The sequence below is a fragment of the Streptomyces sp. 1331.2 genome (assembly GCF_900199205.1).
GTDB lineage: Bacteria > Actinomycetota > Actinomycetes > Streptomycetales > Streptomycetaceae > Kitasatospora.
This window is the reverse complement of sequence record NZ_OBMJ01000001.1, coordinates 5,922,986-5,949,929: the sequence shown is the minus strand read 5'-3', so window position 1 is coordinate 5,949,929 and position 26,944 is coordinate 5,922,986. Positions and strand designations below refer to the sequence as shown.

Sequence of the window (26,944 nt, the reverse complement as noted above, 5' to 3'; positions counted from 1 at the left end):
GACGATGAGTGACACGGGGAACGGCGCTCCGGAGGAGACCTCGGCGGCTCCGGCGACTCCGGGGACCGCGGCGACTCAGGGGACTGCGGCCGACAAGGCCGCGGCGATCGCGGAGCTGGCGGCGCGGATCCGCAGCATCGCGCCGCAGGGGTCGGGGCCGGGGGCTTCGGCGGGCTTGGCTCCGAGGCGCCCGGCCGAACCGGCGTCGGAGGCGAGGGCGGAGGCGGAGGCTTCGGTGGCCGCCACCCCGGCCGTTCCGGCGGCTCCGGCGGCTCCGGCGGCCGTGATGGCGGACGGGCCGCGCGGCGACGCGCTCCAGCGGACCAGCGCTGTGCTGGCCGCGGGCGGCGCCCCCGCCGAGCTGGCGGCCGCCGCCGTGGCCGAGTTCGGCGACGACGCGGCCGAGCGGCTGCGCGAGGACCCGTGGGCGGTGCTGGGCCTGCCCGGCGTCCGGCCCGAGCACGCCGACCGCTTCGCCCGCGAGCTGCTCGGCCCGGAGGCCGAGCCTGCGGACCCGCGCCGCGCGCAGGCGCTGGTGGTCTGGCTGCTGGAGCAGGCGGCGCTGCGCGGGCACTCGGCCCTGGAGCTCGCCGAGGTGACCTCCGGGCTCGACCGGCTCCGGATGCCGGACCCGGTCGCCGCCGTCCAGGCCGCCGTCGAGGACGGCCGGGTGCTGCCCGCCCAGGAGGAGCTGACCGGCGCCGAGGCCCAGGCGGCGGGCGGCGAGGACGACGAGCCGCCGACCCGGACGCTGCTCGCGCTGGAGCGGCTGGCGATGGCGGAGACCACCCTCGCCGAGGGGCTGCTCCAGCTGATGGCGACCTTCGTGCCGGGCGAGGACGTCGAGGAGGACGGCGACTCCTCCGCCGCCGAGTCCGCTCTCGATTCGGACGTGAACTCGGACGTCGAATCGGACGTCGAGTCGGCGGGCGGGGAGACGGCGGACGCAGCGGACGGCGAGGCGGAGGGCGCCGAGCCTGAGCCCGTCGCCGCCCCCGGCCCGGCCGCGTGGGCGGCCGCCGCCGAGGCCGCGCCGTCCTCTTCCGCGACGGCCCTCATCCAGGCGGTGGCCGACAACGCCCTCGTCCTGCACACCGGCGGCGAGGCGGCCCGCGCCGAGCCGGCCGCGCTGCTCACCGCCGCCCGGGGCCTCGGCCTGCGGGTCTGGGCCGCCACCTGGACCGACCAGGGCCGGGCCTCCTTCGCCGCACTCGCCGGAGCCGGGGCCGATGCCGGAGCCCCCGTGGTCACCCTCGCCGAGCTGCTGGCCGGCACCGCCGGCCCGGGCCGCGGGCCGGACGGCATGCTCGCCCTGGATCTGCTGATCGTCCTGGACGCCCCGCTGCTGGACGTCGAACTGGCCGCGACCGTCGTGGAGTCGCTCGCCGACGGCACCCGGCTGGTGCTCAGCGGCGACCCGGGCCAGCTCTGGTCGGCCGGCCCCGGCCGCTTCTTCGCCGACCTGCTGGCCGCCAAGGCCTGCCCGGCGGTCGCCTCCCGCACCCCGGACTTCGGCCCGATCGGCGAGCTGGTCTCCGGCGTCGGCATCGGTGAGCTCCAGCCGGTCGACGCACCGGACAAGGAGGTGGTCATCCTGACCGCCAAGGACGCCGGCGAGGCCGTCCACCGGGCGATCCAGCTGCTCACCGACTCCATCCCGCGCGCCCTGGGCATCCCCGCCGAGCAGGTGGTGCTGCTCACCCCGGGCCACGGCGGCGCGGCCGGTACCCGGGCCCTGAACACCGCCGCCAAGGCCCGGCTCAACCCCGGCCCGGGCCGGTTCGGCGGGTTCGACCCGGGCGACCGGGTGGTCGACTCCCCCGCGCCCGGCATCACCCGCCCGGCCCGGGTGCTGGACGGCGACGCCGACGGTCTGCACCTGGAGTACGCGGACGGCACCCGCCGGACCGTCCCGCCCGCCGAGGCCGCCCGGCTGCGGCACGGCTGGGCGCTGACGGTCCACCAGGCACTCGGCCGCCGCTGGCCGGGCGCGGTGGTCGTGGTCCCGGAGGACGCCGCCCCGGCGCTCACCCGGCAGTGGGTCTACACCGCCTTCGGGCGGGGCGAGCGGCACCTGTCCGTGGTGCACGCGGCGGGCCCGGCGCTCGTCCAGGCCGTCGCCGAGCGCCCGGCGCAGCCGCGTACCACCCGGCTGCGGGCGATCCTCGCCGAGAACGCCGCCCCGGCGTACTGAGCGCACCCCCGACGAACGTGATGACGGGCGGGCCCCATGCTCCGGGGCCCGGCCGTCATCACGTCCGCCCGTCGTCGCGTCCGTCAGGCGTCAGCCGGTCAGTCGTCGCCGTCCTCGTCGTCGTAGACCTCGCTGACGTCGAACCGGCAGATCAGCAGCTGCGGGTCGGCGTGCTCGAAGGGCTCCGGCAGCCATTCCCCCGGCTCGGTCGGCTCGGCCGCCGCGACCCAGAGCGTCGAGTCGCCCTCCTCCAGCCCGAACTCCTCGCTGCGGGCGGCGATCTCGTCCGGCTCGTACTCGCCGAACAGCACACCGATCGCGGCGTTCACCTCGCCCGCGCCGGCACCGCCCGGGGTCAGCGACTCGTCCAGCCGCTCGGCCTGGGCGCGCAGCCGCTTGGGGTCGACGACGTGGTAGTCGCGGCGGATCAACACGCTGATCGCCTCGGGCTGTTCGGGACCGTGGTACCCGCCGGGGCCCTCGTCCCCGGGGATCTCGAAGGGCGTGACCTCGTCGTAGGCCTCGTACAGGAGCTGGTCGTAGGCGATGGCCGCCGTCGCGAGCTGCTCGTAGGCGGCGGACACGGCGGGATCATCGGCTGCGTTGGGGCTTGACACCGCTTCCAGATGACGGTCGATGGCGGCCTTGACCGCCTCAGCGGCGGCGCGTACCTCGGCAATGGTGGGCTGCGCGGCATCAGACATGGTGCAGACGCTATCTCCCCGCGGTGTCGGTACGCACAGCGGTTGTCACCTACACCCGCGATTTCACCGCAACTTCCCCCCCGATGTCCGATCTGCACATGTACGTCCCCCTGCGGTACGGGCGCGAGACGGGCGCGGAGGGCGCACGGCGGACCCGGCGAGGCCGTCCGGGCACCGCTTCGCGCGCCGGGATCGGGGTATCCCCTCCACGGCCGCAACAGAACTGATGCACTGTCAGCCGACTGCCCGGATCATGATCTCCCTGGCTGCCGTTCCCGCACGGGAGGACGGCCGGAAATCCCCGGGCCGACTGTCCGGGGCAGGCCGTAGGCTTGCCTGAAGGTGATCCTCAGGAGGAGCGTTTTGACCCCACGGAAGCCGGTCCGGCAGCCGGAGTACGAGTACCAGTCGCTGCGCATGCCGCGCGGCACCACGCGCAACGCGGCGCGCCAACTGCTCACCGAGCACGCCGAGTACGGCCACTGGGAGCTCGACCGGCTGCGGCTGTTCCCCGACGGCAGCCGGACGGTCCGGCTGAAGCGGAGGATCATCCGCCAGGTCCGGAACTGGTGACGGGCGGGGCGCTCCGCCCGTGGCGGGACCTCGCGCACGACTTCCACGCACCCGCGGCCGCCTGGTCATCCGGCGGCCGCGGGTGCGTCGTTTCCGCGGTCGGCCCCGCGGGGCTGCTATCTCAGCGGGCTCCGGCGCGAGCCCGGCGGTAGAGCACGCCGCCGCCGAGCAACAGGGCGAGGCCGGCCGCGCCGAGCAGCTCGACGCCGCCGGCGCCGGTGGAGGCCAGCTGGCTGTCGGCGGTGGGGGTGGCGGCCGGGGCAGCAACCGGGGCGGCGGCCGGGACGGCCTGGGTGCCCGGGGTCGTGCCGTGGACGACCGGCGTGGCCGGGGCCCCGGTCTCCGGGCCGCCGGTGCGCGGGATGCCCGGGGTGCTCGGCGTCGTCTCGCCGCCGGTCTGCGGCGGGGTCGGGTGGTCGCCCTCGTGGCAGTCGTCGCCCGGCTTGGGGGCGGGCGTGTGCGCGGGAGGCGCGGGCTGCGCCACGTTGCCGCAGTCGTTGCCGAAGGCCGGGTTGCCGACGCCGACCACGTTGACGGAGTTGCCGCAGGCGTTGACCGGGACGTGCACCGGGGCCTGGACGCTGTTGCCGGAGGCCACGCCGGGCGAGCCCGCGGCGGTGCCGGAGGCGGAGGAGCCCGAGGCCGTGGTGCCCCGGCTCCCGCCGGTGCCGGAACCCTCGGTGGCTCCGCTGCCCGGGTGGCCGCCCTGGCCGGCCTGCCCGGACGGGGGCGCCGCGTGGCGCCCGCCGCTGACGTTGGCGCAGTGGTTGCCGTAGGCCGGGTTGAGCACGCCGATCACGTCGACCGTGTTGCCGCAGGCGTTGATCGGCACCTCCACCGGGACCTGCACCGAGTTGCCCGAGGCGACGCCCGGCGAACCCGCGGCACCGCCCTGTGCCTCGGCGCCCGCGTAGGCGTAGCCGGCGGTCGAGGCCAGCACACTGCCGGTGGCCACGGCCGTGAGGATGCCCTTCTTGGCCACATTCCTCATGTTTTCCCCTGACGTTCGAGACGAGGTTTCGACCTTGGCATGAACCTTATGAAAGTCGGAATTTCCGAATATCCGTAAATCACGCAGGGTCTTTGGCTGCACAGGAGTTAACGACGGGCCGACGGGGAGGTTGGGCCGAACGAAGCAGCTTCACCCGATCGAGCGATCGTGTCGCCGTCGGGTATCCAGGGACGCGAAGGCCCCCGGTACGGCGCGTCCGCCGCCCGGGGGCCGGGGTCGAGTCCGCTCAACAGGCCTCAGCGGCCCGGAGGTCGACTCAGAAGTTGGCGCAGTGGTTGCCGAACGCCGGGTTCAGCACGCCGATCACGCTGACGGTGTTGCCGCAGGCGTTGACCGGGATGTGCACCGGAACCTGGACCAGGTTGCCCGAGGCGACGCCCGGGGAGCCGACGGCCGCACCCTGAGCGGCGGCACCGCCGTGAGCGGATGCGACACCGGCGGCGGCGAGCACCAGGCCACCGGTGGCGGCGGCGACAGCGGCGATCTTCTTGACCTTCATCATTCCTCCTGTATGGACAACGCAACCCGTTCGGCGGGGTGCACAGGGATGAACGACGCTGCGGCAAACGGGGTACGGAACGAATTTCCCATTCACCCGCAACGGTGAGGTCTCGCACAGATGGTCGGCGCGGAATTCCGGGCAGAATCGTTTCTGTCGATCTCCTCCCACCCGTCCCACAATCATCAGCTCGGACAATGCGGTCGGCCCGCCCCCGGAACTCCGGGAACGGGCCGACCCAGTCGCCTGATCAGCCACCGGTGACCGACCGGCGGTCGATCGGCGGACAGCCAGGGGGCGATCAGCAGGCGTCGATGAAGCGGTCCAGGACCCGGACGCCGAACTTCAGGCCGTCCACCGGCACCCGCTCGTCCACGCCGTGGAACATCCCGGCGAAGTCCAGCTCCGGCGGCAGCTGCAGCGGTGCGAAGCCGAAGCAGCGGATCCCCAGGTCCTGGAACGACTTGGCGTCCGTCCCGCCCGACAGGCAGTACGGCACCGCGCGGGCGATCGGGTCCTCGGCCCGCAGCGCGGTCTGCATCGCCTCGACCAGCGCCCCGTCGAAGCCGGTCTCGATCGCCTTGTCGGAGTGCAGGCTCTCGCGCTTCACGCGCGGGCCGAGCACGCTGTCCAGCTCGGCCAGGAACTCCTCCTCGTAGCCGGGCAGGAAGCGCCCGTCCACGTGGGCGGTGGCCTGACCGGGGATCACGTTCACCTTGTACCCGGCGCCGAGCATCGTCGGCTGGGCGGTGTTGCGCAGCGTGGTGCCGATCATCTTGGCGATGCCGCCGAGGACGCGCAGCGTCTCGTCCATGTTCTCCGGGTCGAGCTCGACCCCGAGCGCGTCCGAGAGCTCGTCCAGGAAGGCCCGGACGGTCTTGGTGATCCGCAGCGGGAACTGGTGCCGGCCGAGCCGGGCGACCGCCTCGCACAGCTCGGTGATCGCGTTGTCGTCGTTCTCCATCGAGCCGTGCCCGGCCCGGCCCTCGACCGTCAGGCGCATCCAGTGCATGCCCTTCTCGGCCGTCTCCACCAGGTAGAGGCGGACCTGGTCGTTGACCGTGAAGGAGAAGCCGCCGACCTCGCCGATCGCCTCGGTCACGCCCTCGAACAGCCCCGGGTGCTTGTCCACCAGGAAGCGCGCGCCGTACGTGCCGCCCGCCTCCTCGTCGGCGAGGAAGGCCAGCACGATGTCGCGCGGGGGCTTGCGCCCGGTGCGCAGCCGGTCGCGGATGACGGCCAGCGTCATCGCGTCCATGTCCTTCATGTCGACCGCGCCGCGCCCCCAGACGCAACCGTCGGCGATCTCGCCGGCGAACGGGTCGTAGGTCCAGTCCGCGGCGTTGGCCGGCACCACGTCGGTGTGGCCGTGGATCAGCAGGCCCGGGCGGGAACGGTCCTCGCCCTCGATCCGCACCACCGTGGAGGCCCGTCCCTTGGCCGACTCGAAGATCTTCGGTTCGAGCCCGAACTCGGCGAGCTGCTCGGCCACGTACTCGGCCGCCTTGCGCTCGCCCGGGCCGGAGCCGTCACCGTAGTTGCTGGTGTCGATCCGGATCAGATCGCGACAGATCCCGGCGACCTCCGACTCAGCCGTCACCTTCGGCGCCGCCGACTCGCTCCGCTCGCTCACGGTCACTCCTCGTCTCTGGCCCGCACCGACGCACCAGCGCGCCACCCCCGGGACCTGCACCCGGGCCGTACGAGCACGTCCGCCCATCCTCCCCCAGCCCCCCAGCCGGATCCACCCCCCGCACGCTCTCGAAACCCCCTGGTCACGCCCCCGCCACAGAGCACCCCTTGCCCGCGCCACCGGCCCCGCTCCCCCGTCCGGAGCCGTTTTGGGAGCCCAAGCCGATCTTTGCTACAGTTACATCTGTCAGCGCGACGGACGAGAAATCGGAAGCCGCGAGGACGACACCCGGTCCGGGTGGCGGAATGGCAGACGCGCTAGCTTGAGGTGCTAGTGCCCTTTATCGGGCGTGGGGGTTCAAGTCCCCCCTCGGACACAGAGTGATGCGGGTCAGGAGAAATCCTGGCCCGCATTTCGCGTTTTCGGAGCAGGGATGGGGCGGGGCGGGAACCCGGCCGGGTTTCTGCCGGGTTCCGTTCGGGGCCCCGGCCGTCAGCGGTGCCCTGGGGTGGTGGGCTGGTGGGGGCGGGTGGGGCGCGGGACGGGGGTGCGGGCGGGGAGGGCGTGGCCGGTGCGGTCGTCGGTGTGCCAGGACTGGGACTGGAAGGCGAGGAAGAGGGCGGTCCAGCGGTTCTCGGCGGGGAGGTGGATCAGGACGGCGCCGTCCTGGTAGACGCCGTCGTCGGCGGTGAAGCGGCCGCTGTTGCCCTGGTTCATGTGGATGTCGTGGACGCCGTTGCCGGGGAGGAAGCCGAACACCTTGTCGGGGACGCCGGGTTCGGGGCCGAAGCGCTGGCCGAAGACGTAGAGGACGGCGGCCGGGTCGGCGATCGCCCGCTGGACGTGGCGGTCGAGCAGGTCGGCGAGGTCGTTGTCCGGGCCCGGGGCGTCGGGCGGCAGGACGTGCATCGCGGCGGGGTCGAAGAGCCGGCCGCGGACGAAGTCGAGGCTCGCCGTGCCGGGGCGGGACGGCAGCGGGTTCCAGCCGCTGCCGGCGGGCGGGAGGAGGCCGGTGACGGGGTGCCGGAAGTCCTCGTCGGCGAGGTGGCGCAGGTCCGAAGGGGCCTGCTGGGAGAGGACGTTGACGGCCGCGCGGTAGTCGGTGCCGTGCGCGTCGCGCAGGTGGATCTGGTAGTGCGGGGTGTCGGTGGCGCCCTCGCGGCGCCGGTCGACGGCGGTGGCGGCGAGCACGCCGTAGTCGCGGATCGACATGGGTGGGGTCCTCGGAGTCGGCGGGTCGGGAGACTCCTCCGTTATGCGGCATGCGGCGGGCCGACTGCCCGGGAATCGACGGATGTTCACCTGCCGTCCCCGTGCGGGTTCGAGGCGACACCGGACGTTGGCAGCCGGGCCGGGGACGGCGGCGGACGTCAGAGCGGCGTGTCAGGCCTGGCGGGTGTCCGCGCCCAGGGCGCTCTCGATGCCCTGGACCATCCGCCACAGCGGCGCCCGGCGGCTGGCGACCAGGACCACCACCTCGTCGGACTCCCCCTCGGCGGCGGTCTCGGACGGGCGGTCGCTCCAGGTGCCGGTGACGAAGCCCATCGCCGCGTCCACCTCGGCCACCCAGTCGCTCTCCCCGCCCGAGCGCAGCCAGGTGCGCAGGGCGTGGTTGTGCGCGGCGACAACGGCCGCGGCGATCACGTCCGCGCGCAGCGGGCCGTCCGGGCGGTCGGCGAAGCGGCCGCGCAGGTAGGCGGCGAGGGTGTGCTCGTAGCGCCAGACCACCGACAGCTCGTACGCCCGCAGTCCCGGCACCTTGCGGGTCAGCCGGTAGCGCTGGACGGAGAAGGAGGGCTGCTCGGCGTACATCCGCAGGACCAGGCGGGCGGCGTCGCAGGCGTGCCGGACCGGGTCCTCCTCGCCGGTGCCGGACTCCAGGAACTCCGTCATCTCGGCCAGGCTGCGTTCGTGGTCGGGGAAGACCACGTCCTCCTTGGCCGGGAAGTAGCGGAAGAAGGAGCGCCGGCCGACGCCGGCCAGCGAGACGATGTCGTCGACGGTGGTCTGCTCGAAGCCGCGCTCCAGGAAGAGCTCGAAGGCCGCGGCCACCAGCGCCTCGCGCATGGCGGGCTTGGGGGGACCGTCGTTCATGGGCAGGTCCTGCTCTTCCTTCTCGCTCATCTCCGCAACCTACCTCGGTGCACCGCGCCGGCGCCGACGGCCGGACCACTCCGGTCCGGCCGTCGGCGCAGGTCGGACCGGGGTACGGCCGACCGTCGGCGGTGTCCTGCGGGGTTACGGCAGGTTGCGGGCCATGACGATGCGCTGGACCTGGTTGGTGCCCTCGTAGATCTGCGTGATCTTCGCGTCCCGCATCATCCGCTCCACCGGGTAGTCCCGCGTGTACCCGTAACCACCCAGCAGCTGCACCGCGTCCGTGGTGACCTCCATCGCCACGTCCGACGCGAAACACTTCGCCGCCGCACCGAAGAACGTCAGATCCGCATCCCCGCGCTGCGACTTCGCCGCCGCCACGTACGTCATCTGACGCGCCGCCTCCAGCTTCATCGCCATGTCCGCCAGCATGAACTGGACGCCCTGGAACTCGGCGATCGCCTTCCCGAACTGCCTGCGCTCCTTCACATAACCCTTGGCGTAGTCCAGCGCACCCTGCGCGATCCCCACCGCCTGCGCGGCGATGGTCACCCGGGTGTGGTCCAGCGTCCGCATCGCCGTCGCGAAACCCGTACCCTCCGCACCGATCATCCGGTCCGCCGGAATCCGCACGTTGTCGAAGTACACCTCACGCGTCGGCGAACCCTTGATCCCCAGCTTCTTCTCCGGCGCACCGAACGACACCCCCTCGTCGCCCTTCTCCACCACGAACGCCGAGATCCCCTTCGACCGCGCCGACGGATCCGTCACCGCCATCACCGTGTAGAACTCCGACACCCCGGCATTGGTGATCCAGCGCTTCACCCCGTTCAGCACCCAGAAGTCACCGTCCCGCACCGCCCGGGTCTTCATCCCCGCCGCGTCCGAACCCGCCTCCGGCTCCGACAGGCAGTACGAGAACATCCCCTCACCCCGGGCCAGCGCCCCCAGGTACTTCGCCTTCAGCTCCTCCGAGCCCGACAACTGCACCGGCAGCGACCCCAGCTTGTTCACCGCCGGGATCAACGAGGACGAACCGCACACCCGCGCGACCTCCTCGATCACGATCACCGTCGCCAGCGCATCCGCCCCCGCACCGCCGTACTCCTCCGGCACGTGCACCGCATGCAGGTCATTGCCCCGCAACGCGTCCAACGCCTCCTGCGGGAACCGACCCTGCTCGTCCACCTCCGCCGCGAACGGAGCGATCTTCGCCTCGGCCAGCGAACGCACCGCCTCACGAAGCATCTCGTGCTCCTCGGAGATACGGAAGAGATCGAACTCCTGGCTCATGATCGCCACTCCTGTTTCACGACGGTACTCAGTACCCTTCATTATGCATGGGCGCAGCAAAAAGGGAACTCAGTGCCTTCCCTTGGCGGTACTGAGTTCCCTATCCTTTTCGTGCCGAACTTCTGCCGAACTTCTGCCGAACTGTCGAACGAACCGGTCCGAGCCCAGGGAGATGACAGCGTGGTCCACCCAGCCATCGATGCCGACACCCGGAGCACCACGCTGTACTTCCAGCGCTGTACGTGGTGCAACAACCCGACCTTCCAGCGGCTGCTCTGCCCCACCTGCGGCTCCACCGACCTGAGGCTGGAGCCCAGCGAGGGCACCGGCGTGGTCCGACGCTGCGCGGTCGAGCAGGCCCGGACGCCGCTGGTCCGTCAGAAGTCCCTGATCCGGATGGCGGAGGGCTTCGACGTCTGGTGCATCGTGGACGGGATGCGCAGCACCGTGCCGGTCGGCACCCGGGTGCGGCTGCTCTCCTCCCCCGACTCCGAGCAGCCCGAGCTGCGGCTGCTCCCGATGGAGGAGCCGCCGCCGCTGCCGGAACCCGAGCTGCGCCCGCTGCCGCCCTCCCAGGGCGGTTTCACCCAGCACCTCGCGGCTTTCGCAGAGTGAGCGGAGCGGTCCGGCCGCGAGGACGAACGCCGGAGGGCGTGGCACCGGGTACCCGGTGCCACGCCCTCCTTGTGTTACTCGTGTTTCTCGTGTTGCACGTGTCGCCCGTGGTGCTCGGGCTACCGCGGGATCAGGCCTTGCGGGCCTTCACCTCGGCGGTGAGCTGCGGCAGGACCTGGAAGAGGTCGCCGACCACGCCGTAGTCGACCAGCTCGAAGATCGGGGCCTCGGGGTCCTTGTTGACGGCCACGATGGTCTTCGAGGTCTGCATGCCGGCCCGGTGCTGGATGGCGCCCGAGATGCCGTTGGCCACGTACAGCTGCGGGGAGACCTGCTTGCCGGTCTGGCCGACCTGGCTGCTGTGCGGGTACCAGCCCGCGTCCACCGCGGCACGCGAGGCACCGACGGCCGCGCCCAGCGCGTCCGCGAGCTCCTCGACCACGCCGAAGCCCTCGGCGGCACCGACACCACGGCCACCGGAGACCACGATCGCGGCCTCGGTCAGCTCCGGACGGCCCGTCGACACCCGCGGCGTGCGCGAGGTCACCGTGGCCGCATTGCCGGTGAACGCCACCGACACGTTCTCCACCGCACCCGCCGCCGCAACGGCCTCCGGAGCCACCGCATTCGGCTTGACGGTGATGACCGGCGCACCCTTGGTGACCTTCGACTTCACCTGGAACGACGCCGCGAACACCGACTGCGTCGCCACCGGACCACCGTCACCGGCCTCCAGGTCCACCGCGTCGGTGATGATGCCCGAACCCAGGCGCAGCGCCACGCGGGCGGCGACCTCCTTGCCCTCGCCGGACGAGGTGACCAGCACGGCCGCCACGTCGTTGGCCTTGGCGATCTGGGCCAGGGCGTCCACCTTGGGGACGACCAGCTGGTCGGCGAACTCGGCACCGTCGGCGACGTACACCTTCACCGCGCCGAACTCGCCGGCCTTGGCGGCGATGTCGGCGGCCGCGGCACCGGCGCCGAGCACCACCGCGGACGGCTCGCCGATACGGCGGGCCAGGGTCAGCAGCTCCAGGGCCGGCTTGCGGACCACACCGTCGGCGTGGTCCACCAGGACGAGAATCTCAGCCATTGCTCAATGTCTCCGTGTTCGCAGGTTCGAGGGGTCGGAAAAGCGGGGCCGACTCAGATGAACTTCTGGTCGGCGAGGCTGCCCGATTAGATGAACTTCGCTTCCGCGAGGAAGCCGGCGAGCGCCTTGCCGCCCTCGCCCTCGTCCTTGACGACCGTGCCCGCAGTACGCGCCGGACGCGCCGCCACCGACTCCACCGCCGTCCACGAACCCGCCAGACCGACCTCGTCCGCCTCGATCCCCAGATCGTCCAGGTCCAGCGACTCGACCGGCTTCTTCTTCGCCGCCATGATCCCCTTGAACGACGGGTACCGGGCCTCACCCGACTGGTCCGTCACCGACACCACCGCCGGCAGCGCCGCCTCCACCAGCTCCGTCGCCGCGTCACCGTCACGACGGCCCTTCACCACACCGCCCTCGACCGACACCTCCGACAGCAGCGTCACCTGCGGCACACCCAGACGCTCCGCCAGCAGCGCCGGCAGCACACCCATCGTGCCGTCCGTCGACGCCATACCACCGATCACCAGGTCGAACCCGGTCTTCTCCAACGCCTTCGCCAGAACCGCCGACGTCCCGATCACATCCGAACCGTGGATGTCGTCGTCGTTCACGTGCACGGCCTTGTCCGCACCCATCGACAGCGCCTTGCGCAGCGCGTCCTTCGCATCGTCCGGACCGACCGTCAGCACCGTCACCTCGGCACCCTCGTTCGCCTCCGCGATCCGCAGCGCCTGCTCCACGCCGTACTCGTCCAGCTCCGACAGGAGGCCGTCCACGCCATCCCGGTCGGTGGTGTGGTCGTCCGCAAAACGACGGTCACCCGTCGCATCCGGCACGTACTTCACACAGACGACGATCCTCAAGCTCATCAGCGGTTCTCCTGTCACGGGTGCTCGGATGCACGGATCCATGGCCTCGGGTCATGCCGAGGGTACTGAGTGCCAAGTCCGGCCCGGCCGCGACCCGCGCGTCGCAAGCGCCACCTGGACCGGCATACCGTGTCGGCTCTCTTCGACTGGCGTCAGAGGCTCCACGGAGAGAATACGGCACTCAGTACCCCTCGTAAAGGAACTCAGTACCCTTCCCGGTGCCCTGGGGCCCGGGGGGACTGCTCCGGCGGGGTCCCGCCCAGGGCGACGGCGGCCTCGCCCGTGTAGACGCGGAAGGTGAGGGATTCCTGGAGGTAGAGCCGGATCGTCTCGGCGTCGTGCGAGAGGTAGCCGACGGAGACGTCCTGGCCGAGGAAGAGCTCGAAGTCGCCGCCCCGGGTCGAGAGGAGGAAGGCGCCTTCCAGGGCGGGGGCCCAGATGATGTCGCCGTCGAGGAGGCGGGCCAGGTGGTTGTGGACGGGGTAGCCGTGGTCGCTGGTCTCGTTGACGGCGGTGAAGGCGGCCGCGCCGAGCAGCAGGGAGTACGGGCCGCCGACGCCGGCCAGGCGCAGCGCGGTGAGGGCCCGGCTGACCGCCTCGGGGTACTCGCGGACGTCCTCGGGGAGCGGGACCGGCGGGTTGCCGGAGGCGGCCCGGATGCCGTCGATGGCGGCGGCGCGGTAGCCCTCGAAGACCGCCCGGTCCTCGGCTAGGGCGAGGGTGCGGGCGGCGTCCTTGACGGGCTGCCAGTCGGAGTCGCGGGAGCCCCGCTCGACGTCGTCCACGGCCTCGCGGCGGACGGTGAAGGGCACCCGCAGCTCGACCACCGGCTGGGCGGCGCGGGCGTGTGCCCGGACGCCGTCCGCCGGCGGTTCGATGCCGGTCAGGTGGCCGGTGCCGACGGCCGCGAGGGTGGTGCCCCCGGGGCCGTTCAGGTCGACGACCCGGCGGCCGGCGATGTGCAGCTTGAAGGTCTGGCGGGCCTCCTCCTCGATCTCCTCCCACGCGGCGGCGGAGACGGGGGCGAGGTCCCGGTGGAGGTTGTTCATGGGCGGGGTCCTGTTCGGGAGGTCTGCTTGAGGCTGCCGATGCCCAGCGAGCCGTCGCCCGGGGCCGACGGGGCGGACCGGGCGGACCGGGCGGGCGCTGCGGTGTCCGGGGCCGGCGGCGGGGAGTCGAGGAAGTCGGCGGTCGGGACGAAGAACAGCGAGCCGGTGACGGCGGTGGAGAAGTCGAGCAGCCGGTCGGTGGTGCCGGGCGGGTTGCCGACGAACATGTTGCGCAGCATCTCCTCGGTCACCCCGGGGTCGCGGGCGTAGCCGATGAAGTAGGTGCCGAAGGTGCCGCCCCGTTCGAAGGAGCCGAAGGGCATGTTGAAGCGGACGATCTTCCGCTCCTCGCCGTCCGGGCCGGTGATCACGGTGAGCGCCACGTGCGAGTCGGCGGGTTTGACCTCGTCGGCCAGCTCGATGTCGGTGAGTTTGGTGCGGCCGACCGCCGCCTCCTGCTCCTCGACGACCAGCGCGTTCCACTTGTCCAGGTCGTGCAGGTACTTCTGGACGACGACGTAGCTGGCGCCGAGGAAGTCCGGGTCCTCCGAGCCGACCAGTGCGGCGCTGACGGCGGCCCGGCCCTCGGGGTTCTCGGTGCCGTCCACGAAGCCGAGCAGGTCCCGGTCGTCGAAGTAGCGGAAGCCCTGGACGTAGTCCACCACGGTGGCCGCGCCCGCGAGGCGGTCGGTGAGCTGCCCGGCCAGCTCGAAGCAGAGGTCCATCCGCTCGGCCCGCAGGTGCAGCAGCAGGTCACCGGGGGTGGCCGGGGCCAGGTGCCGGGCGCCGGCCACCTCCCGGAAGGGGTGCAGTGCGGCCGGCCGGGGGCCGTCGAAGAGGCGGTCCCAGAGAGCGGAGCCGATGCCGGTGACACAGGTGAGGCCACCCTCGGGGGCCCGGAAGCCGACCGAGCGGCGCAGCCCGGCGAGATCGGGCAGCAGGGCGCGGACGGTGTCCTCGCCGCCGGGTTCGACGGTGAGCACCAGGAAGACGGCCGCGCCGGTCAGCGGGGAGAGCACGGCCTGCGGTTCGGGCTGGGGCTGCGGTTCGGCCTGCGGCTGCGACTGCGGTTCGGGCTGGGGCTGCACGGTTCGGACCTCCTCGGGACACCCGGGCCAGTACATCGCACAGCGGACGAATCGGCACGGCCGCCGCGCACCCGTACGGCCCTGCCGGGCGGTGCTCCGACAGGGCCGTACGGGTGAGCGGCGGCGTCCTTCCGAACGGGAGTCAGGCGCGGCGCCGCCCCGCGCCGGTGGCCGCCACCACCGCGCCCAGCACCGCCGAGGCGACCGGCACCACCAGGGCCGCCCGGAACCCCTCCAGTGTGCTCGCCCCGGAGCCGAGCGCGGCCAGGTTCACCGTGGTCACCACCGAGAGGCCGAGCGCCGCGCCGAACTGGAAGGAGGTGTTGAGCAGCCCGCCGGCCAGCCCCTGCTCCTCCTCCGCGACGCCCTCGGTGGCCGCGATGGTCAGCGGCCCGTACGCGAGCGCGAAGGCGAGCCCGGTCAGCAGCATGGTCGGGAACATCATCGGGTACGTCCAGTCGGCGCCGACCGGCAGGAACAGCCCGTACGAGAGCGCGGCCAGCAGGAAGCCGCCGAGGATCACCCGGGCGTTGCCGAAGCGCTCTACCAGCTTCGGGGTGAGGGTCGGTGCCAGCACGGAGTCCACCCCGATCGCCAGCAGCGCGAGGCCGGTCTGCAGCGGGGACCAGCCGCGCAGGTCCTGCAGGTAGAGGGTGGCGGTGAACTGGAAGCCGAAGAACGAGCCGGCGAACAGCACCGCGCCGAGGTTGGCCCGCAGCAGCGGCCCGGAGCGCAGGATGCCCAGGCGCACCAGCGGCGAGGACGAGCGCCGCTCGATCGCCACGAAGGCCGCCAGCAGCGCCAGCCCGCTGGCCAGGACGGCCGCCGTGAGCTCGGCCGCCGCGCCCGGCTCCCCGATCCGGACCACGCCGTACACCAGCAGCAGCATCGCGCCGGTCGCGGTGGCCGCCCCGGCCAGGTCGAAGCGCCCGCCGCCCGCCTGCTCCGGCGCGGTGTCCCGCGGGATCAGCGGGACGGCCGCCGCCAGCAGGGCGCCCGCCAGCAGCACCGGGGCGAAGAACACCCACCGCCAGCTGACCGCCGTCAGCAGGCCGCCGACCACCAGGCCCAGCGAGAAGCCCGCCGCGGCCGTCCCGGCGTACACCAGCAGCGCCCGGTTGCGCTGCGGGCCCTCGGGGAAGGCGGTGGTGATGATCGACAGCCCGGCCGGGGTCATGAACGCCGCCGACAGGCCGGTGACGAAGCGGGCCAGGATCAGCACCCAGCCGTCGGTGGCCAGGCCGCCGAGGCCGGAGAAGAGGACGAAGACGGTCAGCCAGAACAGGAACATCCGGCGCCGGCCCAGCAGGTCGGCCGTCCGGCCGCCGAGCAGCATGAAGCCGCCGTACCCGAGCACGTAGGCGCTCAGCACCCAGGACAGCGCGCCGGTGGACATGCCCAGGTCGGTCCGGATCGAGGGCAGTGCCACGTTGAGCATGGCGACGTCGATGCCCTCCAGGAAGATCGCGCCGCACAGCACGGCGAGCACCGCGGCGGCCCGGCCGCCGAGCACCGTCGAGGGCTGCCCGGCGGGCTCCCGGGCGGCGTTTCCTGGTCGGGCTCCGGGCGCGGCGCCGGGCAGGGCTTCGGGCAGGGACTCGGTTTCGGGCAGGGCTGATGGCACGGACACCTGGGGCTCCTCGGGGGAACGGGAATGGCGAGGGCCCCGACGGTTCTCTTCCGTCCGGTCGGTTCCCTCTTGTAACCAACCGTCATCCTGGGGCAGCATCAGGAAGCGTGGAAGAAGGCACTTTGAAGGAACCGACGCACTGCACGGGTACCGAAGACCTCTACGACGTCCTCCAGTGGGACGTCCGCGAGGACTGCGAGGTGCGGCAGATCCTGGACCGGATCGCCGACAAGTGGTCGCTGCTGGTGATCGCGCTGTTGGACCGGCAGTCGCTGCGCTTCACCGAGCTGCGCCGGGCGATCGACGGGGTCAGTCAGCGGATGCTCACGGTCACGCTGCGCCAGCTGGAGCGGGACGGGCTGGTCGAGCGGACGGTGCACCCGGTGGTGCCGCCCCGGGTGGACTACGCGCTGACACCGCTCGGGCGGACGCTGCACGCCACCATCCAGTCGCTGGTCACCTGGACCGAGACGCACCAGCCCGAGATCGCCGCCGCGCGGGCGGCGTACGACGCGCGGGAGGGCGCGGCCTGAGGCTGCTTGCGGCGGCCGGTTCCCGAGACCGGCTCCCGAGACCGCCTCCCGAGACACGGCGAGGGGCAGGTGCGCCGGATCGCGCACCCGCCCGTACCGCCCCTGCTGGTTCAGACCCGCAGCGCCGCCAGCTGCTCGGCGAACGGCACCACCTGCTCCGGCAGCGCCGGGGCCGCCGGGCCGCGGCCGGACAGCAGGGCCGCCAGCTCGCCCGCCGCGCGGTCGATCCGGCGCGGCAGCCCGTCGGTGAGCCCGTCCCCGGCCGCGCCCCAGTCGTCGGTGGCCGCGTAGACGGCGGTCGGCAGCACCACCGCGCGCAGGTAGCTGAACAGCGGGCGGACGGCGTGCTCCAGGGCGAGCGAGTGCCGGGGCGTGCCGCCGGTGGCGGCGATCAGCACCGGCTTGCCGGTGAGCGCGTCGTGGTCGATCAGGTCGAAGAAGGACTTGAACAGGCCGCTGTAGGAGGCCGTGAAGATCGGCGTCACCGCGATCAGCCCGTCCGCCTCGGTCACCGCCTCGACCGCCTCGCGCAGCGCGGCGCCGGGGAAGCCGGTGACGAAGTTGTTGGCGATCTCCGTTGCCAGGTCACGCAGTTCGACCACCCGTACGTCCACCGGGCTTCCTTCTGCGGTGAGTTGACGGACCGTCGACTCGGCGAGCCGGTCCGCCAGCAGACGGGTCGAGGAGGGCTTGCTCAGCCCGGCGCTCACCACCACCAGCTTGTACGCGGTCACTTGGCCACCTCCACCGTCTCGTTCGCGTTCTCGTTCTCGTTCGCCGCCGCGTTCGCGTGCTCCTGGTCGCGGGCCGCGAGCAGCGCGGCGTGGGTCGGACCCTCCGGCACCCCGGCCGGGCGGCCCTTGGCGAACTCCTCCCGCAGCACCGGCACGACCTCCTCGCCGAGCAGGTCCAGCTGCTCCAGCACCGTCTTCAGCGGCAGGCCGGCGTGGTCCATCAGGAACAGCTGGCGCTGGTAGTCGCCGAAGGTCTCGCGGAAGGTCAGCGTCTTCTCGATGACCTCCTGCGGGCTGCCGACGGTCAGCGGGGTCTGCTCGGTGAACTCCTCCAGCGAGGGCCCGTGTCCGTACACCGGCGCGTTGTCGAAGTACGGGCGGAACTCGCGCACGGCGTCCTGGGAGTTCTTCCGCATGAACACCTGCCCGCCGAGGCCGACGATCGCCTGCTCGGGCGTGCCGTGGCCGTAGTGGGCGTAGCGCTCGCGGTAGAGCTCGATCAGCTTCTGGAAGTGCTCCTTGGGCCAGAAGATGTTGTTCGCGAAGAAACCGTCGCCGTAGTAGGCGGCCTGTTCGGCGATCTCTGGACTGCGGATCGAGCCGTGCCAGACGAACGGCGGGACGTCGTCGAGCGGGCGCGGGGTGGAGGTGAAGCCCTGCAGCGGGGTGCGGAAGCGGCCCTGCCAGTCCACCACGTCCTCGCGCCACAGCTGGTGCAGCAGCGCGTAGTTCTCGATGGCGAGCGGGATGCCCTGGCGGATGTCCTTGCCGAACCACGGGTAGACCGGGCCGGTGTTGCCGCGGCCCATCATGAGGTCCACCCGGCCCTCGGCGAGGTGCTGCAGCATCGCGAAGTCCTCGGCGATCTTCACCGGGTCGTTGGTGGTGATCAGGGTGGTCGAGGTGGAGAGGATGATGCGCTCGGTCTGCGCGGCGATGTAGCCGAGCATGGTCGTCGGCGAGGACGGGACGAACGGCGGGTTGTGGTGCTCGCCGGTCGCGAAGACGTCCAGGCCGACCTCCTCGGCCTTGCGCGCGATCGCCACCATGGCCTTGATCCGCTCGTGCTCGCTCGGGGTGCGGCCGGTGGTGGGGTCGGCCGTGACGTCACCGACGGTGAAGATTCCGAACTGCATGCTGCTCACCACTCCCAGGGGGCCAGGTAGTCCAACTTTCAACCATCCTAGCAGTCGGGTGGGGACGGTTATTCCCGCCGACAATGGAAGGCGGGGCATCGACAGACGGCAGGGGATCCGGAAAGGGCGGCGGACGATGGCGCCGTACATCGCGGTCAGCGCGCTGAGCCACGAGGGCCTGGTGCGGGAGCACAACGAGGACAGCCTCACGGTCGGGCCGTGGACCCTCTGCGCCACGGTGACCGCCAACCCGCAGACCCTGCTCTTCCCGCTCGGCCCGCCCTGCGTGGTCGCGGTGGCCGACGGCCTGGGCGGCCACCCCGGCGGCGAGGTGGCCAGCGCCCTGGTGGCCCGCCGGCTCGCCACCGACGGCGACGCCCTCGCCGACGAGGAGGCCGTCCGGGAGGAGCTGCAGGAGTGCAACCGGGCCGTCTTCGCGGCCGCCGCCGGGGATCCGGAGCTCGCCGCGATGGGCACCACCGTGGCCGGGCTGGTGCTGCTGCCCGAGCAGGCCCTGGCCTTCAACGTCGGCGACAGCCGGGTCTACCGGATCACCGGGGACGGACTGAGCCGGGTGAGCGTGGACGACAGCCCGCCGCTGCCGCCCGGGCAGCGCACCACCTCGATGGTCACCCAGACCCTGGGCGGCTCGCTCGGGCTCACCTTCGTCGAACCGCACGTCCGCACCGCCCCGCTGGCCGCCGGCGACCGGTACCTGGTCTGCAGCGACGGCCTCACCGACCCGGTGCCCGAGGAGGAGCTGGCCGAGCTGCTGGCCCAGCCGTACGAGGGGGCCGAACGCTCCGACGGCAAGGCCGCGTTCGAGCTGTGGAAGGCGGCGATCGAGGCGGGCGGGCCGGACAACATCACGCTGGCGCTGATCCGGGTCGGGGGTTAGAGAAGACACAGGAACGGACCCGCCCCGGCGGGGCGCCGAAGCGCTCCGCCGGGGCGGTCACCTGTCCGTTCGCCGTGCCCGGCTCACATCTCGCTCGTGACGGTCACCCCACTGAATCCCTGCTGGGCGTAGAGGCTGAAGTACACGTAGCCGGCCGGCGGGTTGGTGACGGTCAGCGTCTCCGAGTTGTCCGGGCCGGTCGACCGCGCGGTGTAGGCACCGGTGTACGCCCAGTTGCTCGCGTTGTAGTAGAGGTCGCCGTTGCCGGTGCCGCCGCCGGTGGTGATCTTCACCTGCTTGGTGCCGGCCGGCACCAGGAGGTAGAAGTGCGCGTAGTTGCCCGTGGTGGCCGCGACGTTGCTGCGGGCGCAGCCGGCGCCCAGCTGCCGGGTGTCGGCGGCGGTGCACTCCGGTGCCGTCGGGACGGTCGGGGTCGTGGCGCAGGCGCCGTTCGCGCAGCTGGTCAGCCAGCTGTCGAAGCCGGCGTCGTACCGGGTGCCGATGGTGGTCTTCAGCAGCGTACGGGCGCCGGCCCAGTCCCCCACCCGGTACTTGGCGAGGAGCGCGTCCACGTCGGGGCGGTGCTGTTCCAGCATGTAGCGGACGGCGAGGTAGCCCCAGCGGTAGACGCGGTCCTGGTCGCCGTAGACGGTGTCGAAGAGGTCGCTCAGCTTGTAGGTGTGCCGGGCGGCCGCCGCGATGGCGGCGTCGTTGGTGACCTTGCGGTACGAGTAGGAGACGTACTCGGCGAAGCCCTCGACCCACCAGACGGTCGGGGTGGTCATGCCGGCGTCGAAGTCGCCGTACATGTCGAACCGGCCGTCGAGGTAGTGGGTGTACTCGTGGTTGAGGTTCCAGATCTGGAAGGACGGGCGGACCCACTCGGCCTCGTAGCAGAGGAAGCGCGGCTGGTTGCCCGCCGCGGCCGGGTTGCCCTCCAGGTACATGCCGCCGTTGTTGGTGTCGATGCCGTAGATCGCGGCGGCCAGCACCTGGTAGTCGAGCGAGGAGTGGAAGACCACGACCTCGATCGTGGTGTTCCCGTCGTCCTTGACCGGGCCGTTGTCCTTGACCACCGCGTGGACGAAGGCGTCCTGGCCGGTCAGGCTGGCGCAGGTGGTGGCCAGCTGGGTGCCGTCCAGCGCCTGGGCGATCAGCTTGATGCTCGGGCTGCAGGTGTACCTGATCGTCAGCACACCGGACTTGAGCTGGTCGGCGGCATTGCAGGTGCCGTAGTACGAGCAGTTGGCGGCGTCGTAGTAGCCGACCGACTCGGCGACCGCGGCCCACTGGAAGACGGTGCGGCCACTCGGCGCGGACTGCGCGGCGAGCGCCTTGGCGAGCGGACGGACCTTGGCCTGGAGCGCCGTGTCCTTCAGGAAGCGGCCCAGCTCCTTGGTCGCGTTGTAGGGCAGCACGCCGAAGTCGCCGCCGAGCAGGTCGCCGGTACGGCCGGCGAAGGCCGACAGGGTGTCCAGCACGCTCGGGTCGGCCTCGACGGCGGCGTCGAAGCCGTCCACCTGGTGGCCGCGGAACAGCACGGTGAACACCGGGTTGACCGCCCAGGCCATGCCGGCCGGGTTCCAGCTGGCGCTGTCGTAGTCGGTCAACAGCCGCTTGACCACCGGGAGGTAGCGGACGTTCTCCTGCGCGCTGTCGATCAGGGTGACGGACTCGCCCAGGATGGTCGCGTTGCCCGCGGTGACGTCACGGGAGTGCGCGCTGCCGAAGAACGCGTCCAGCCCGGAGCGGATCGCGGTCTGCAGGGCGGTGCCGTACGTACCGACGTCGTCCTTGTGGTACCACTGCACGAAGTAGCCCGCGCGCAGGTAGAGCACCAACTGCTCGACCGAGGTGGAGTCGTCGCCCGGGTAGCTGCCCGCCGCGTCGCGCAGCGCGTACGCCACGGTGGTCATCTGCTCCTCGCGGAACGCGCCGCGGGCGTCGCTGCCGGTGAGCGGGAAGAGGCTGTTGATGCACTGGACGTCGGCGGCCTTGATGTGCTGGACCAGGTCGCTGCCGGTCCGGCCGGTGAAGTCGCTGATGGTACAGGCCTGTTGGGCCGCGGTGGCGAGGTTCCGGGGCTGCGCGGCGGGCCGGGCCTCGGCCGGCCTGGTGTCCAGCGGGAGCGGGGCGCGCTGGTCGAGGGAGGTGAACTGCCGCTCACCGTCGCCGCGTTGGGGGGTGCCGGTGGCCGGCTGGGGGGCTGGTCCGGCGGGGGTGGTGGGCGCGCCGCCGGGGGTGGCGGCGGGAGCGGCGACGGGAGCGGCCTGGCTCTGCGGGGCGAACAGGCCGACCGCGAGGAAGAGCGACAGGAGGAGCGTCAACAGTCGTGCCGGCTGCAGGAGTCGCAGCAGACGTGCGGGACTCACGTGGGGGCCTCCGGGCCGTCGTCGGCCGCGATTGGGGCGCGGCCGGTGTGGGGAATCGAGGACCGTTGGCGACGGCGCCGCGTGGGGGCGGCTCCGCCGGGAACACGGTGGGGGATGTGACATGTACCATGGCACACATCACATGCCTTGGGAACCCTCGCCGTTGTGTGCGATGTGCGCGGAAAAAGCGCAGAGGCCGTGGTGACGGTTCGCCACCACGGCCTCCGGGCCGGTGAGTTGGGCCGATTGGTTCGCCGGGCCCCGTGTCAGTCTTGTGCCGGACCGACCAACGGCCCGACAGGAAGCACTACTTGCGCAGCAGCAGGATCACCCCGGCCGTGGCCAGGCCGACCACGACGGCGGCCACGCCGTACGCCAGGCGGTGCGCCCGCACCACCGGCAGGAAGCGGTCCACGGCGTAGCGGCCCGGGCCGGTCAGCGCCAGCGCGGCGGCCCCGGCGGTCAGCAGCAGCTCGTACTCGTTGCCCTTCGGAGCGAAGAAGCCGCCGCCCCAGGTGACGGCGATCGCATTGACCATGGTGCCGACGATCGCGGCGCCCGCAAGCGGGGTCAACAGGCCTACGGCCAGGGCGAGTCCGCCCAGCGTCTCGGTGAGGCCGGCCACCACGGCCATGGCGTGGCCGGCCGGGTAGCCGCTCATGGTGAAGAACTGACCGGTGCCGTCGATCCCACCGCCGCCGAACCAGCCGAACAGCTTCTGGCTGCCGTGCGCGGCCATGGTCAGGCCGAGGGCCAGGCGCAGGAGCAGGAGTCCGGCGTCGTAGGCGTGCGGGGAGGTCGCCGTCGCGGGGCCGGAGGTCGCTCCGGCCGGGCGGACGGTGGGGCTGGTGGCGGCGGTCGTGCTCGGGCTGCTGCTCGGCATGCGCGTCTCCATCGATCGAGGGTCGGTCGTCGCCGGCCGGAGCCGGCGTGAGTGCAAGGTGCGGTGAAGGCGGCGGGCGGGGGTCGTCACCCCGGCACCATTGTTCAAATTTGAACCGGCCGCTCCTCGACCGTACCCCGGAGTTCGAATTTGAACAACTGACGGCTGGTGAACGACTCGCGGGCCCCACCCGGGTCGGGGCAGGGTGGAGGCATGGCTCAACGCAGGCAGCACCGGCGGGCAGTGCGCACCGGCACCCCGTACACCGAGGCCCTGGACGCCTTCGACGAACGCGTCCGGCTGATCACCCCCGACCAGTGGGACTCCCCCACCCCCTGCGCCGACTGGTCCGTCCGCGACCTGGTCAACCACCTCACCGGCGAACAGCTCTGGGTACCCGAGCTGCTGATGGGCGCCACCATCGCCGAGGTCGGCGGCCGCTTCGACGGCGACGTGCTCGGCGCGGACCCGGTCGCCGCCTGGGCCGACGCCGCCACGGCCGCCCGGGAGGCCTGGGCCGTCCCCGGTGCCACCGAGCTGACCGTCCACCTCTCCTTCGCCGACGTCTCCGGTCAGTACTACCTGGACCAGCTCACCACCGACCTGGTGATCCACACCTGGGACCTCGCCGAGGGCATCGGCCGGCGCACCCGGCTCCCCGCCGGCCTCGTCGACTTCGCACTCGGCGAGATCACCGGTTACGGCGACCTCTCCGGCAGCGGGCTCTTCGACCCGCCGCTGCCGGTGGCCGACGACGCCGGCCCGCAGACCCGGCTGCTCGCCCTCACCGGGCGGCGGGACGGAGGGTGACCAGGCTGTTTCGGAGGGCGATCGCAGGCCCGCCCGGGCGATCGGCCCGACGCCGGATACTGGAAGGTGCGGGGGCAGACTTCCGTGCGAGAGGCGGGCACCATGAGTCGCAGGCCGGACATCCTCGACGAGTTCACCGCCGACCACCGGGCGGTCACCGAGCTGCTCGACCGGATCGAGGCCGCCCCGGCCGGCGGCACCGACCGCGGCGAGCTGGTGACCCGCCTGACCGACCTGCTCTTCGCCCACTGCGCAGCCGAGGAGGAACACCTCTTCCCGGTCGTGCAGCACGACGTGCCCGACGGCGGGGCGCTGGTGTTCGGCAGCATCCACGACCACCTGGCGATCGGGCAGTACCTCGCCGACCTCCAAGCCCTCGGCCCGGCCGACCCGGCCCTCGAAACCCTGCTGCGCGGCCTCGCCGACACCCTGCGACGACACCTGCGCAGCGAGGAGGAAGGGCTCTTCCCCGCCGCCCGCAAGGCCCTGCCCGCCGCCGCCCGCACCGCCCTCGGCGACCGTCTGCGGGCGGAGCGCGCGGAACTCGGCGCACCGCCCGAGTGATCGGGGCTCGGGGGCTCGGGGGTCCGGGGTCAGGAGGTCAGGGGCCGGTCAGGCTTCGGGGCCGGTCAGGCTTCGGGGCTGATCACCGCGAACCGGGCGCCTTCCAGGTCCTGCAGCCGGGCCACCCGCCCGTAGGGGGAGTCGAAGGCCGGGCCGAGCGCCACACCGCCCAGCTCGACCGCGCGGGCCAGCGCCCGGTCGGTGTCCGGGACGGCGAAGAACACCTCCCAGTGCGGCGGCATCCCCGCCGGGCCGCCCGCCTGCTCCTTGGCCAGCGCCGCGACGCTGGTGCCCTCCGCGCGCAGCACCACCCGGTCGTGCTCCCAGCGCACCTCGAAGCGCTCCGGGTCACGGCCGTCCCAGCGGAACACCTCGCCGTAGAAGAGCGCCGCCGCGAACGGGTCCGGGGTGCGCAGCTCGATCCAGACCGGGGCGCCGGGCAGCTCCAGCTTCCGGGCCCGGCCCGGCGGGCCCTCCCAGATGCCGAACACCGCGCCCGCGGGGTCCGCCGCGATGGCGACCCGCCCGGCGTCGAAGGCCAGCGGACCGACGGCCAGGGTCGCGCCGCGCTCGCGCACCGCGTCGGCGGCGGCGTCCGCGCTCTCCGTCCCGAAGTAGCTGGTCCAGGCGACCGGGATCGCCCCGCCCTCCGCGACGCCCAGGCCGGCCACTGCCTCGCCACCCGTCACCGCGTGCACGTACGGCCCGAAGCGGTCCGGCCCGGGTTCGAACTCCCAGCCGAGCAGCGGCCCGTAGAACCCCTCGGCCCCCTCCAGATTCCGGGTCATCAGGCTCACCCAGCACGGAACGGCCGCCACACAACGCACCTTGGCGGTCTCACCGCTGCCCATCGCGAACCTCCTCGCCCACCCGGCGGCCGGGCCCCTCCCGACTCCCACGACCCACCGGCCGCCCGGGACGCCCACAGCCTAGGGGGCCACCCCGGACACCCTTGGGAAGCCATGCCCGGGATCAGCGCACCCAGTTCTTCAGCGGCTCGGTGTCCAGCGAGATGCCCACCGGCTCGGGGAGGTGGACGGCCTTGCCGAACGGGAGGATCCGGACGCTCTCGTAGCGCACGCCGTCGGGCTGGCTGTGGACGACGACCTCGGCGGAGTCCCGGTCGATCAGCAGGTAGACGGGGATGCTGGCCTCCGCATAGGCCCGGGGCTTCTCGACGCGATCCCGGCGGTCGGTCTCGGAGTCGAACGAAGTGACCGCCGCAACCATCAGCACGTCTTCCGTCGTGGCCCAATCTCCCCGTCCTACGAAGGCGTCCGCATCGGCAAGCGTGCCGTCCGGACGAGCGAACCCGCCCCGATAGCCCTGGATCTTCAGCCCCTGGTCATGCACATAAAGCTCTGGCCGGGTCTGAATGCAGATCCGGTTGAGCCACTGGATGATGCGGCCGTGGTCGCCGTCTGGCACGGGCTTGATCCCCAACTTCCCGTTGATGAACTCCAGCCGGATGCCTTCGACAGTCCGCCCCAGATGACGAGCGAACTCTTCGAACTGCTCGGGCAGCATCTGCGGGCGCTCGGAGATCGCAGTCACGGGCCTTCCTCCTTCGCCTGGGCACCTTCCGGGAGAACGAACTCACCATCGGGTGGTTACGGGCTGTCTGGATTCCGACGATAGTGCCTGTCCCGGCCGACGGGCTGGGGGTCACGCGTTCCTGGTGGCCTGGAGGGCGAGGAGATAGCCGGCGTGCATGCGGCGGCAGCGGCACCCAGGGTGGCGGAGCCCGGCAGCCCTGAAGTGTGACCCAGGTCACATCGACAGAGGAAATTCCGGGGACGGATTCCCCGTTTCCGATTACATTGGCAGAAGCGGGGAGAACTTCCCCGGTACTATGGAGGAGCAGTCGTCGTGACCACCGCAGCCGCTGAGTCGGTCCGTCCCGCGGGGAGCGTCCGCACGCCGAAGTTGCGTGCCGACGCGAGCCGGAACCGGGAGCGGATCGTGGTGGCGGCCCGGGACGCGTTCGTCGAGCACGGTGCGGATGTGCCGCTGGACGAGATCGCGAAGCGGGCGGGGGTCGGCAACGCCACCTTGTACCGGAACTTCCCGGACCGGATGGCGCTGATCCGCGAGGTGGCGCTGCTCGTCAAGAACCGCATCCTGGCCCTCGCCGAGACGGCGACGGTGGAGGCGGACACCCCTGACGGCAGCGGCCCGTTCGACGCCCTGCAGCGGTTCGCGCACGCGGCCGTCGCGGAGAAGGTCGGCGGACTCTGCCCGTTGTTCACCAGCCATGTCGACCCGTACGACCCGGAGTTGACCGAGATCCGAGAGCGCCTGCGGTCCGCTGTGAGCGGACTGATGGAGCGCGCCCGGGCCGCGGGCGAACTGCGGCCGGACGTCGACCACGGTGACCTGTTCATCGCGATGGGCCAGCTGACCCGACCGCTGCCGGGCACCTCCTGCGGCCTGCTGGAGGAGTTCGTCCACCGGCACCTGCAGCTGTTCCTGGACGGCATGCGCGCGCCGGCCCGTTCGGCGCTGCCCGGCCGGGCCGCGACCTTCGAGGACTTCCAGCCCCAGAACTGATCCGAGCACCGATCCCAGAACCGACCGACCACCGGCACTGACCAGCCGGCACTGACCCGCCGGCACCGACCGACCGGCGTCGCTGCGCCGCGCCCTGCGGCCGCGCCTGCAC

At 72.3% G+C, this 26,944-nt stretch carries 27 protein-coding genes and 1 tRNA gene; 9 read left to right on the top strand and 19 right to left on the bottom strand.

Going from position 1 to position 26,944, the window contains the following annotated elements; genetic code table 11:
* Nucleotides 1-75: 75 nt before the first annotated feature.
* Entirely contained in the window at nucleotides 76-246 is a 171-nt protein-coding gene (locus CRP52_RS39845) for a hypothetical protein (RefSeq protein WP_257032857.1), read from the bottom strand.
* Between CRP52_RS39845 and CRP52_RS25785 the strand changes: the two genes are divergently transcribed.
* The gene (locus CRP52_RS25785; protein WP_257032856.1) at nucleotides 236-2,194 is read left to right on the top strand and encodes a helix-hairpin-helix domain-containing protein; all 1,959 of its coding nucleotides are present in this window, start codon (nucleotides 236-238) and stop codon (nucleotides 2,192-2,194) included. The two genes, CRP52_RS39845 and CRP52_RS25785, sit on opposite strands and share 11 nt — an antisense overlap.
* Nucleotides 2,195-2,292: 98 nt before the next feature.
* Here the strand turns inward: CRP52_RS25785 and CRP52_RS25780 are convergent, their stop codons facing one another.
* Entirely contained in the window at nucleotides 2,293-2,898 is a 606-nt protein-coding gene (locus tag CRP52_RS25780) for a hypothetical protein (RefSeq protein ID WP_097238568.1), read from the bottom strand.
* A 363-nt stretch (nucleotides 2,899-3,261) separates the two neighbouring features.
* Between CRP52_RS25780 and CRP52_RS25775 the strand changes: the two genes are divergently transcribed.
* Nucleotides 3,262-3,471 (top strand): DUF5703 family protein, encoded by a 210-nt coding sequence (locus CRP52_RS25775; RefSeq protein ID WP_037901221.1) that lies wholly within the window; start codon nucleotides 3,262-3,264, stop codon nucleotides 3,469-3,471.
* Nucleotides 3,472-3,592: 121 nt separating this feature from the next.
* Here the strand turns inward: CRP52_RS25775 and CRP52_RS40605 are convergent, their stop codons facing one another.
* From CRP52_RS40605 to CRP52_RS25760, 3 genes are all read right to left on the bottom strand, one after another.
* Nucleotides 3,593-4,462, bottom strand: coding sequence for a chaplin (locus CRP52_RS40605; RefSeq protein ID WP_097238567.1), 870 nt, complete (start codon nucleotides 4,460-4,462; stop codon nucleotides 3,593-3,595).
* A gap of 277 nt (nucleotides 4,463-4,739) precedes the next feature.
* Complete coding sequence (locus CRP52_RS25765) at nucleotides 4,740-4,985, bottom strand: chaplin (protein WP_097238566.1); 246 nt, start codon at nucleotides 4,983-4,985, stop codon at nucleotides 4,740-4,742.
* 298 nt (nucleotides 4,986-5,283) lie between these two features.
* Nucleotides 5,284-6,615, bottom strand: coding sequence for a M20/M25/M40 family metallo-hydrolase (locus tag CRP52_RS25760; protein WP_097238565.1), 1,332 nt, complete (start codon nucleotides 6,613-6,615; stop codon nucleotides 5,284-5,286).
* A 291-nt stretch (nucleotides 6,616-6,906) separates the two neighbouring features.
* Between CRP52_RS25760 and CRP52_RS25755 the strand changes: the two genes are divergently transcribed.
* Nucleotides 6,907-6,991, top strand: a tRNA-Leu gene (locus CRP52_RS25755).
* A 116-nt stretch (nucleotides 6,992-7,107) separates the two neighbouring features.
* Here the strand turns inward: CRP52_RS25755 and CRP52_RS25750 are convergent.
* From CRP52_RS25750 to CRP52_RS25740, 3 genes are all read right to left on the bottom strand, one after another.
* Nucleotides 7,108-7,827 carry a YukJ family protein gene (locus CRP52_RS25750; RefSeq protein ID WP_097238564.1) on the bottom strand — a complete coding sequence of 240 codons (720 nt, stop codon included), beginning with the start codon at nucleotides 7,825-7,827 and terminating at the stop codon, nucleotides 7,108-7,110.
* Between the two features lie 171 nt (nucleotides 7,828-7,998).
* The gene (locus CRP52_RS25745) at nucleotides 7,999-8,739 is read right to left on the bottom strand and encodes a TetR/AcrR family transcriptional regulator (protein WP_257032855.1); all 741 of its coding nucleotides are present in this window, start codon (nucleotides 8,737-8,739) and stop codon (nucleotides 7,999-8,001) included.
* Nucleotides 8,740-8,853: 114 nt separating this feature from the next.
* A complete protein-coding gene (locus CRP52_RS25740; RefSeq protein ID WP_097240345.1) occupies nucleotides 8,854-10,005 on the bottom strand; it encodes an acyl-CoA dehydrogenase family protein in 1,152 nt (383 codons plus the stop codon).
* A gap of 180 nt (nucleotides 10,006-10,185) precedes the next feature.
* On the opposite strand from CRP52_RS25740, the gene CRP52_RS25735 reads away from it, so the two are divergent.
* Nucleotides 10,186-10,620 (top strand): hypothetical protein, encoded by a 435-nt coding sequence (locus tag CRP52_RS25735; protein ID WP_097238563.1) that lies wholly within the window; start codon nucleotides 10,186-10,188, stop codon nucleotides 10,618-10,620.
* 130 nt (nucleotides 10,621-10,750) lie between these two features.
* On the opposite strand, the gene CRP52_RS25730 is transcribed toward CRP52_RS25735, so the two are convergent.
* The 5 genes from CRP52_RS25730 to CRP52_RS25710 all read right to left on the bottom strand — a co-directional run bounded on the left by CRP52_RS25730 (nucleotide 10,751) and on the right by CRP52_RS25710 (nucleotide 16,235).
* Nucleotides 10,751-11,713 (bottom strand): electron transfer flavoprotein subunit alpha/FixB family protein, encoded by a 963-nt coding sequence (locus tag CRP52_RS25730; RefSeq protein WP_097238562.1) that lies wholly within the window; start codon nucleotides 11,711-11,713, stop codon nucleotides 10,751-10,753.
* An 86-nt stretch (nucleotides 11,714-11,799) separates the two neighbouring features.
* Entirely contained in the window at nucleotides 11,800-12,585 is a 786-nt protein-coding gene (locus tag CRP52_RS25725; protein ID WP_097238561.1) for an electron transfer flavoprotein subunit beta/FixA family protein, read from the bottom strand.
* A gap of 203 nt (nucleotides 12,586-12,788) precedes the next feature.
* Nucleotides 12,789-13,634 carry a family 1 encapsulin nanocompartment shell protein gene (locus CRP52_RS25720; RefSeq protein WP_097238560.1) on the bottom strand — a complete coding sequence of 282 codons (846 nt, stop codon included), beginning with the start codon at nucleotides 13,632-13,634 and terminating at the stop codon, nucleotides 12,789-12,791.
* Nucleotides 13,631-14,722, bottom strand: a complete 1,092-nt coding sequence (locus CRP52_RS25715; RefSeq protein ID WP_373560523.1) for a Dyp-type peroxidase — start codon at nucleotides 14,720-14,722, stop codon at nucleotides 13,631-13,633. The genes CRP52_RS25720 and CRP52_RS25715 overlap by 4 nt, the downstream gene beginning before the upstream one ends.
* Before the next feature lie 142 nt (nucleotides 14,723-14,864).
* Complete coding sequence (locus CRP52_RS25710) at nucleotides 14,865-16,235, bottom strand: MFS transporter (protein ID WP_257033132.1); 1,371 nt, start codon at nucleotides 16,233-16,235, stop codon at nucleotides 14,865-14,867.
* 224 nt (nucleotides 16,236-16,459) lie between these two features.
* On the opposite strand from CRP52_RS25710, the gene CRP52_RS25705 reads away from it, so the two are divergent.
* The gene (locus tag CRP52_RS25705; RefSeq protein ID WP_218893115.1) at nucleotides 16,460-16,885 is read left to right on the top strand and encodes a winged helix-turn-helix transcriptional regulator; all 426 of its coding nucleotides are present in this window, start codon (nucleotides 16,460-16,462) and stop codon (nucleotides 16,883-16,885) included.
* Nucleotides 16,886-16,995: 110 nt separating this feature from the next.
* Here CRP52_RS25705 and CRP52_RS25700 read toward each other — a convergent pair whose 3' ends face one another.
* Nucleotides 16,996-17,619: an FMN reductase gene (locus CRP52_RS25700; RefSeq protein WP_097238556.1), complete on the bottom strand. Its 624-nt coding sequence runs from the start codon at nucleotides 17,617-17,619 to the stop codon at nucleotides 16,996-16,998.
* Nucleotides 17,616-18,755, bottom strand: coding sequence for an LLM class flavin-dependent oxidoreductase (locus CRP52_RS25695; protein WP_097240344.1), 1,140 nt, complete (start codon nucleotides 18,753-18,755; stop codon nucleotides 17,616-17,618). The genes CRP52_RS25700 and CRP52_RS25695 overlap by 4 nt, the downstream gene beginning before the upstream one ends.
* A 136-nt stretch (nucleotides 18,756-18,891) precedes the next feature.
* Here CRP52_RS25695 and CRP52_RS25690 point away from each other — a divergent pair, with 136 nt between their 5' ends.
* Nucleotides 18,892-19,653, top strand: a complete 762-nt coding sequence (locus CRP52_RS25690) for a PP2C family protein-serine/threonine phosphatase (RefSeq protein WP_097238555.1) — start codon at nucleotides 18,892-18,894, stop codon at nucleotides 19,651-19,653.
* Between the two features lie 83 nt (nucleotides 19,654-19,736).
* Here the strand turns inward: CRP52_RS25690 and CRP52_RS25685 are convergent, their stop codons facing one another.
* Both CRP52_RS25685 and CRP52_RS25680 read right to left on the bottom strand, forming a co-directional pair.
* Nucleotides 19,737-22,025 carry a M9 family metallopeptidase gene (locus CRP52_RS25685; RefSeq protein ID WP_257032854.1) on the bottom strand — a complete coding sequence of 763 codons (2,289 nt, stop codon included), beginning with the start codon at nucleotides 22,023-22,025 and terminating at the stop codon, nucleotides 19,737-19,739.
* A 307-nt stretch (nucleotides 22,026-22,332) separates the two neighbouring features.
* Nucleotides 22,333-22,908: a DoxX family protein gene (locus CRP52_RS25680; protein ID WP_097238553.1), complete on the bottom strand. Its 576-nt coding sequence runs from the start codon at nucleotides 22,906-22,908 to the stop codon at nucleotides 22,333-22,335.
* Nucleotides 22,909-23,121: 213 nt separating this feature from the next.
* Between CRP52_RS25680 and CRP52_RS25675 the strand changes: the two genes are divergently transcribed.
* Together CRP52_RS25675 and CRP52_RS25670 are read left to right on the top strand one after the other, a co-directional pair.
* Nucleotides 23,122-23,718 carry a TIGR03086 family metal-binding protein gene (locus CRP52_RS25675; RefSeq protein WP_097238552.1) on the top strand — a complete coding sequence of 199 codons (597 nt, stop codon included), beginning with the start codon at nucleotides 23,122-23,124 and terminating at the stop codon, nucleotides 23,716-23,718.
* Between the two features lie 102 nt (nucleotides 23,719-23,820).
* Nucleotides 23,821-24,282, top strand: a complete 462-nt coding sequence (locus CRP52_RS25670; RefSeq protein ID WP_097238551.1) for a hemerythrin domain-containing protein — start codon at nucleotides 23,821-23,823, stop codon at nucleotides 24,280-24,282.
* Between the two features lie 65 nt (nucleotides 24,283-24,347).
* On the opposite strand, the gene CRP52_RS25665 is transcribed toward CRP52_RS25670, so the two are convergent.
* Together CRP52_RS25665 and CRP52_RS25660 are read right to left on the bottom strand one after the other, a co-directional pair.
* Nucleotides 24,348-25,070 carry a VOC family protein gene (locus CRP52_RS25665; protein WP_257032853.1) on the bottom strand — a complete coding sequence of 241 codons (723 nt, stop codon included), beginning with the start codon at nucleotides 25,068-25,070 and terminating at the stop codon, nucleotides 24,348-24,350.
* 184 nt (nucleotides 25,071-25,254) lie between these two features.
* Nucleotides 25,255-25,836 (bottom strand): Uma2 family endonuclease, encoded by a 582-nt coding sequence (locus CRP52_RS25660; protein ID WP_097238549.1) that lies wholly within the window; start codon nucleotides 25,834-25,836, stop codon nucleotides 25,255-25,257.
* Between the two features lie 315 nt (nucleotides 25,837-26,151).
* Between CRP52_RS25660 and CRP52_RS25655 the strand changes: the two genes are divergently transcribed.
* Entirely contained in the window at nucleotides 26,152-26,832 is a 681-nt protein-coding gene (locus CRP52_RS25655; protein ID WP_097238548.1) for a TetR/AcrR family transcriptional regulator, read from the top strand.
* The last annotated feature ends 112 nt before the right edge of the window (nucleotides 26,833-26,944 follow it).

Excerpts from the sequence above, each read along its gene's own strand:
- CRP52_RS25780 (WP_097238568.1), bottom strand. The coding sequence starts at position 2,898 with ATGTCTGATGCCGCGCAGCCCACCATTGCCGAGGTACGCGCCGCCGCT.
- CRP52_RS40605 (WP_097238567.1), bottom strand. The coding sequence starts at position 4,462 with ATGAGGAATGTGGCCAAGAAGGGCATCCTCACGGCCGTGGCCACCGGC.
- CRP52_RS25765 (WP_097238566.1), bottom strand. The coding sequence starts at position 4,985 with ATGATGAAGGTCAAGAAGATCGCCGCTGTCGCCGCCGCCACCGGTGGC.
- CRP52_RS25750 (WP_097238564.1), bottom strand. The coding sequence starts at position 7,827 with ATGTCGATCCGCGACTACGGCGTGCTCGCCGCCACCGCCGTCGACCGG.
- CRP52_RS25745 (WP_257032855.1), bottom strand. The coding sequence starts at position 8,739 with ATGAGCGAGAAGGAAGAGCAGGACCTGCCCATGAACGACGGTCCCCCC.
- CRP52_RS25740 (WP_097240345.1), bottom strand. The coding sequence starts at position 10,005 with ATGAGCCAGGAGTTCGATCTCTTCCGTATCTCCGAGGAGCACGAGATG.
- CRP52_RS25730 (WP_097238562.1), bottom strand. The coding sequence starts at position 11,713 with ATGGCTGAGATTCTCGTCCTGGTGGACCACGCCGACGGTGTGGTCCGC.
- CRP52_RS25725 (WP_097238561.1), bottom strand. The coding sequence starts at position 12,585 with ATGAGCTTGAGGATCGTCGTCTGTGTGAAGTACGTGCCGGATGCGACG.
- CRP52_RS25720 (WP_097238560.1), bottom strand. The coding sequence starts at position 13,634 with ATGAACAACCTCCACCGGGACCTCGCCCCCGTCTCCGCCGCCGCGTGG.
- CRP52_RS25695 (WP_097240344.1), bottom strand. The coding sequence starts at position 18,755 with ATGCAGTTCGGAATCTTCACCGTCGGTGACGTCACGGCCGACCCCACC.
- CRP52_RS25690 (WP_097238555.1), top strand. The coding sequence starts at position 18,892 with ATGGCGCCGTACATCGCGGTCAGCGCGCTGAGCCACGAGGGCCTGGTG.
- CRP52_RS25680 (WP_097238553.1), bottom strand. The coding sequence starts at position 22,908 with ATGCCGAGCAGCAGCCCGAGCACGACCGCCGCCACCAGCCCCACCGTC.
- CRP52_RS25675 (WP_097238552.1), top strand. The coding sequence starts at position 23,122 with ATGGCTCAACGCAGGCAGCACCGGCGGGCAGTGCGCACCGGCACCCCG.
- CRP52_RS25670 (WP_097238551.1), top strand. The coding sequence starts at position 23,821 with ATGAGTCGCAGGCCGGACATCCTCGACGAGTTCACCGCCGACCACCGG.
- CRP52_RS25665 (WP_257032853.1), bottom strand. The coding sequence starts at position 25,070 with ATGACCCGGAATCTGGAGGGGGCCGAGGGGTTCTACGGGCCGCTGCTC.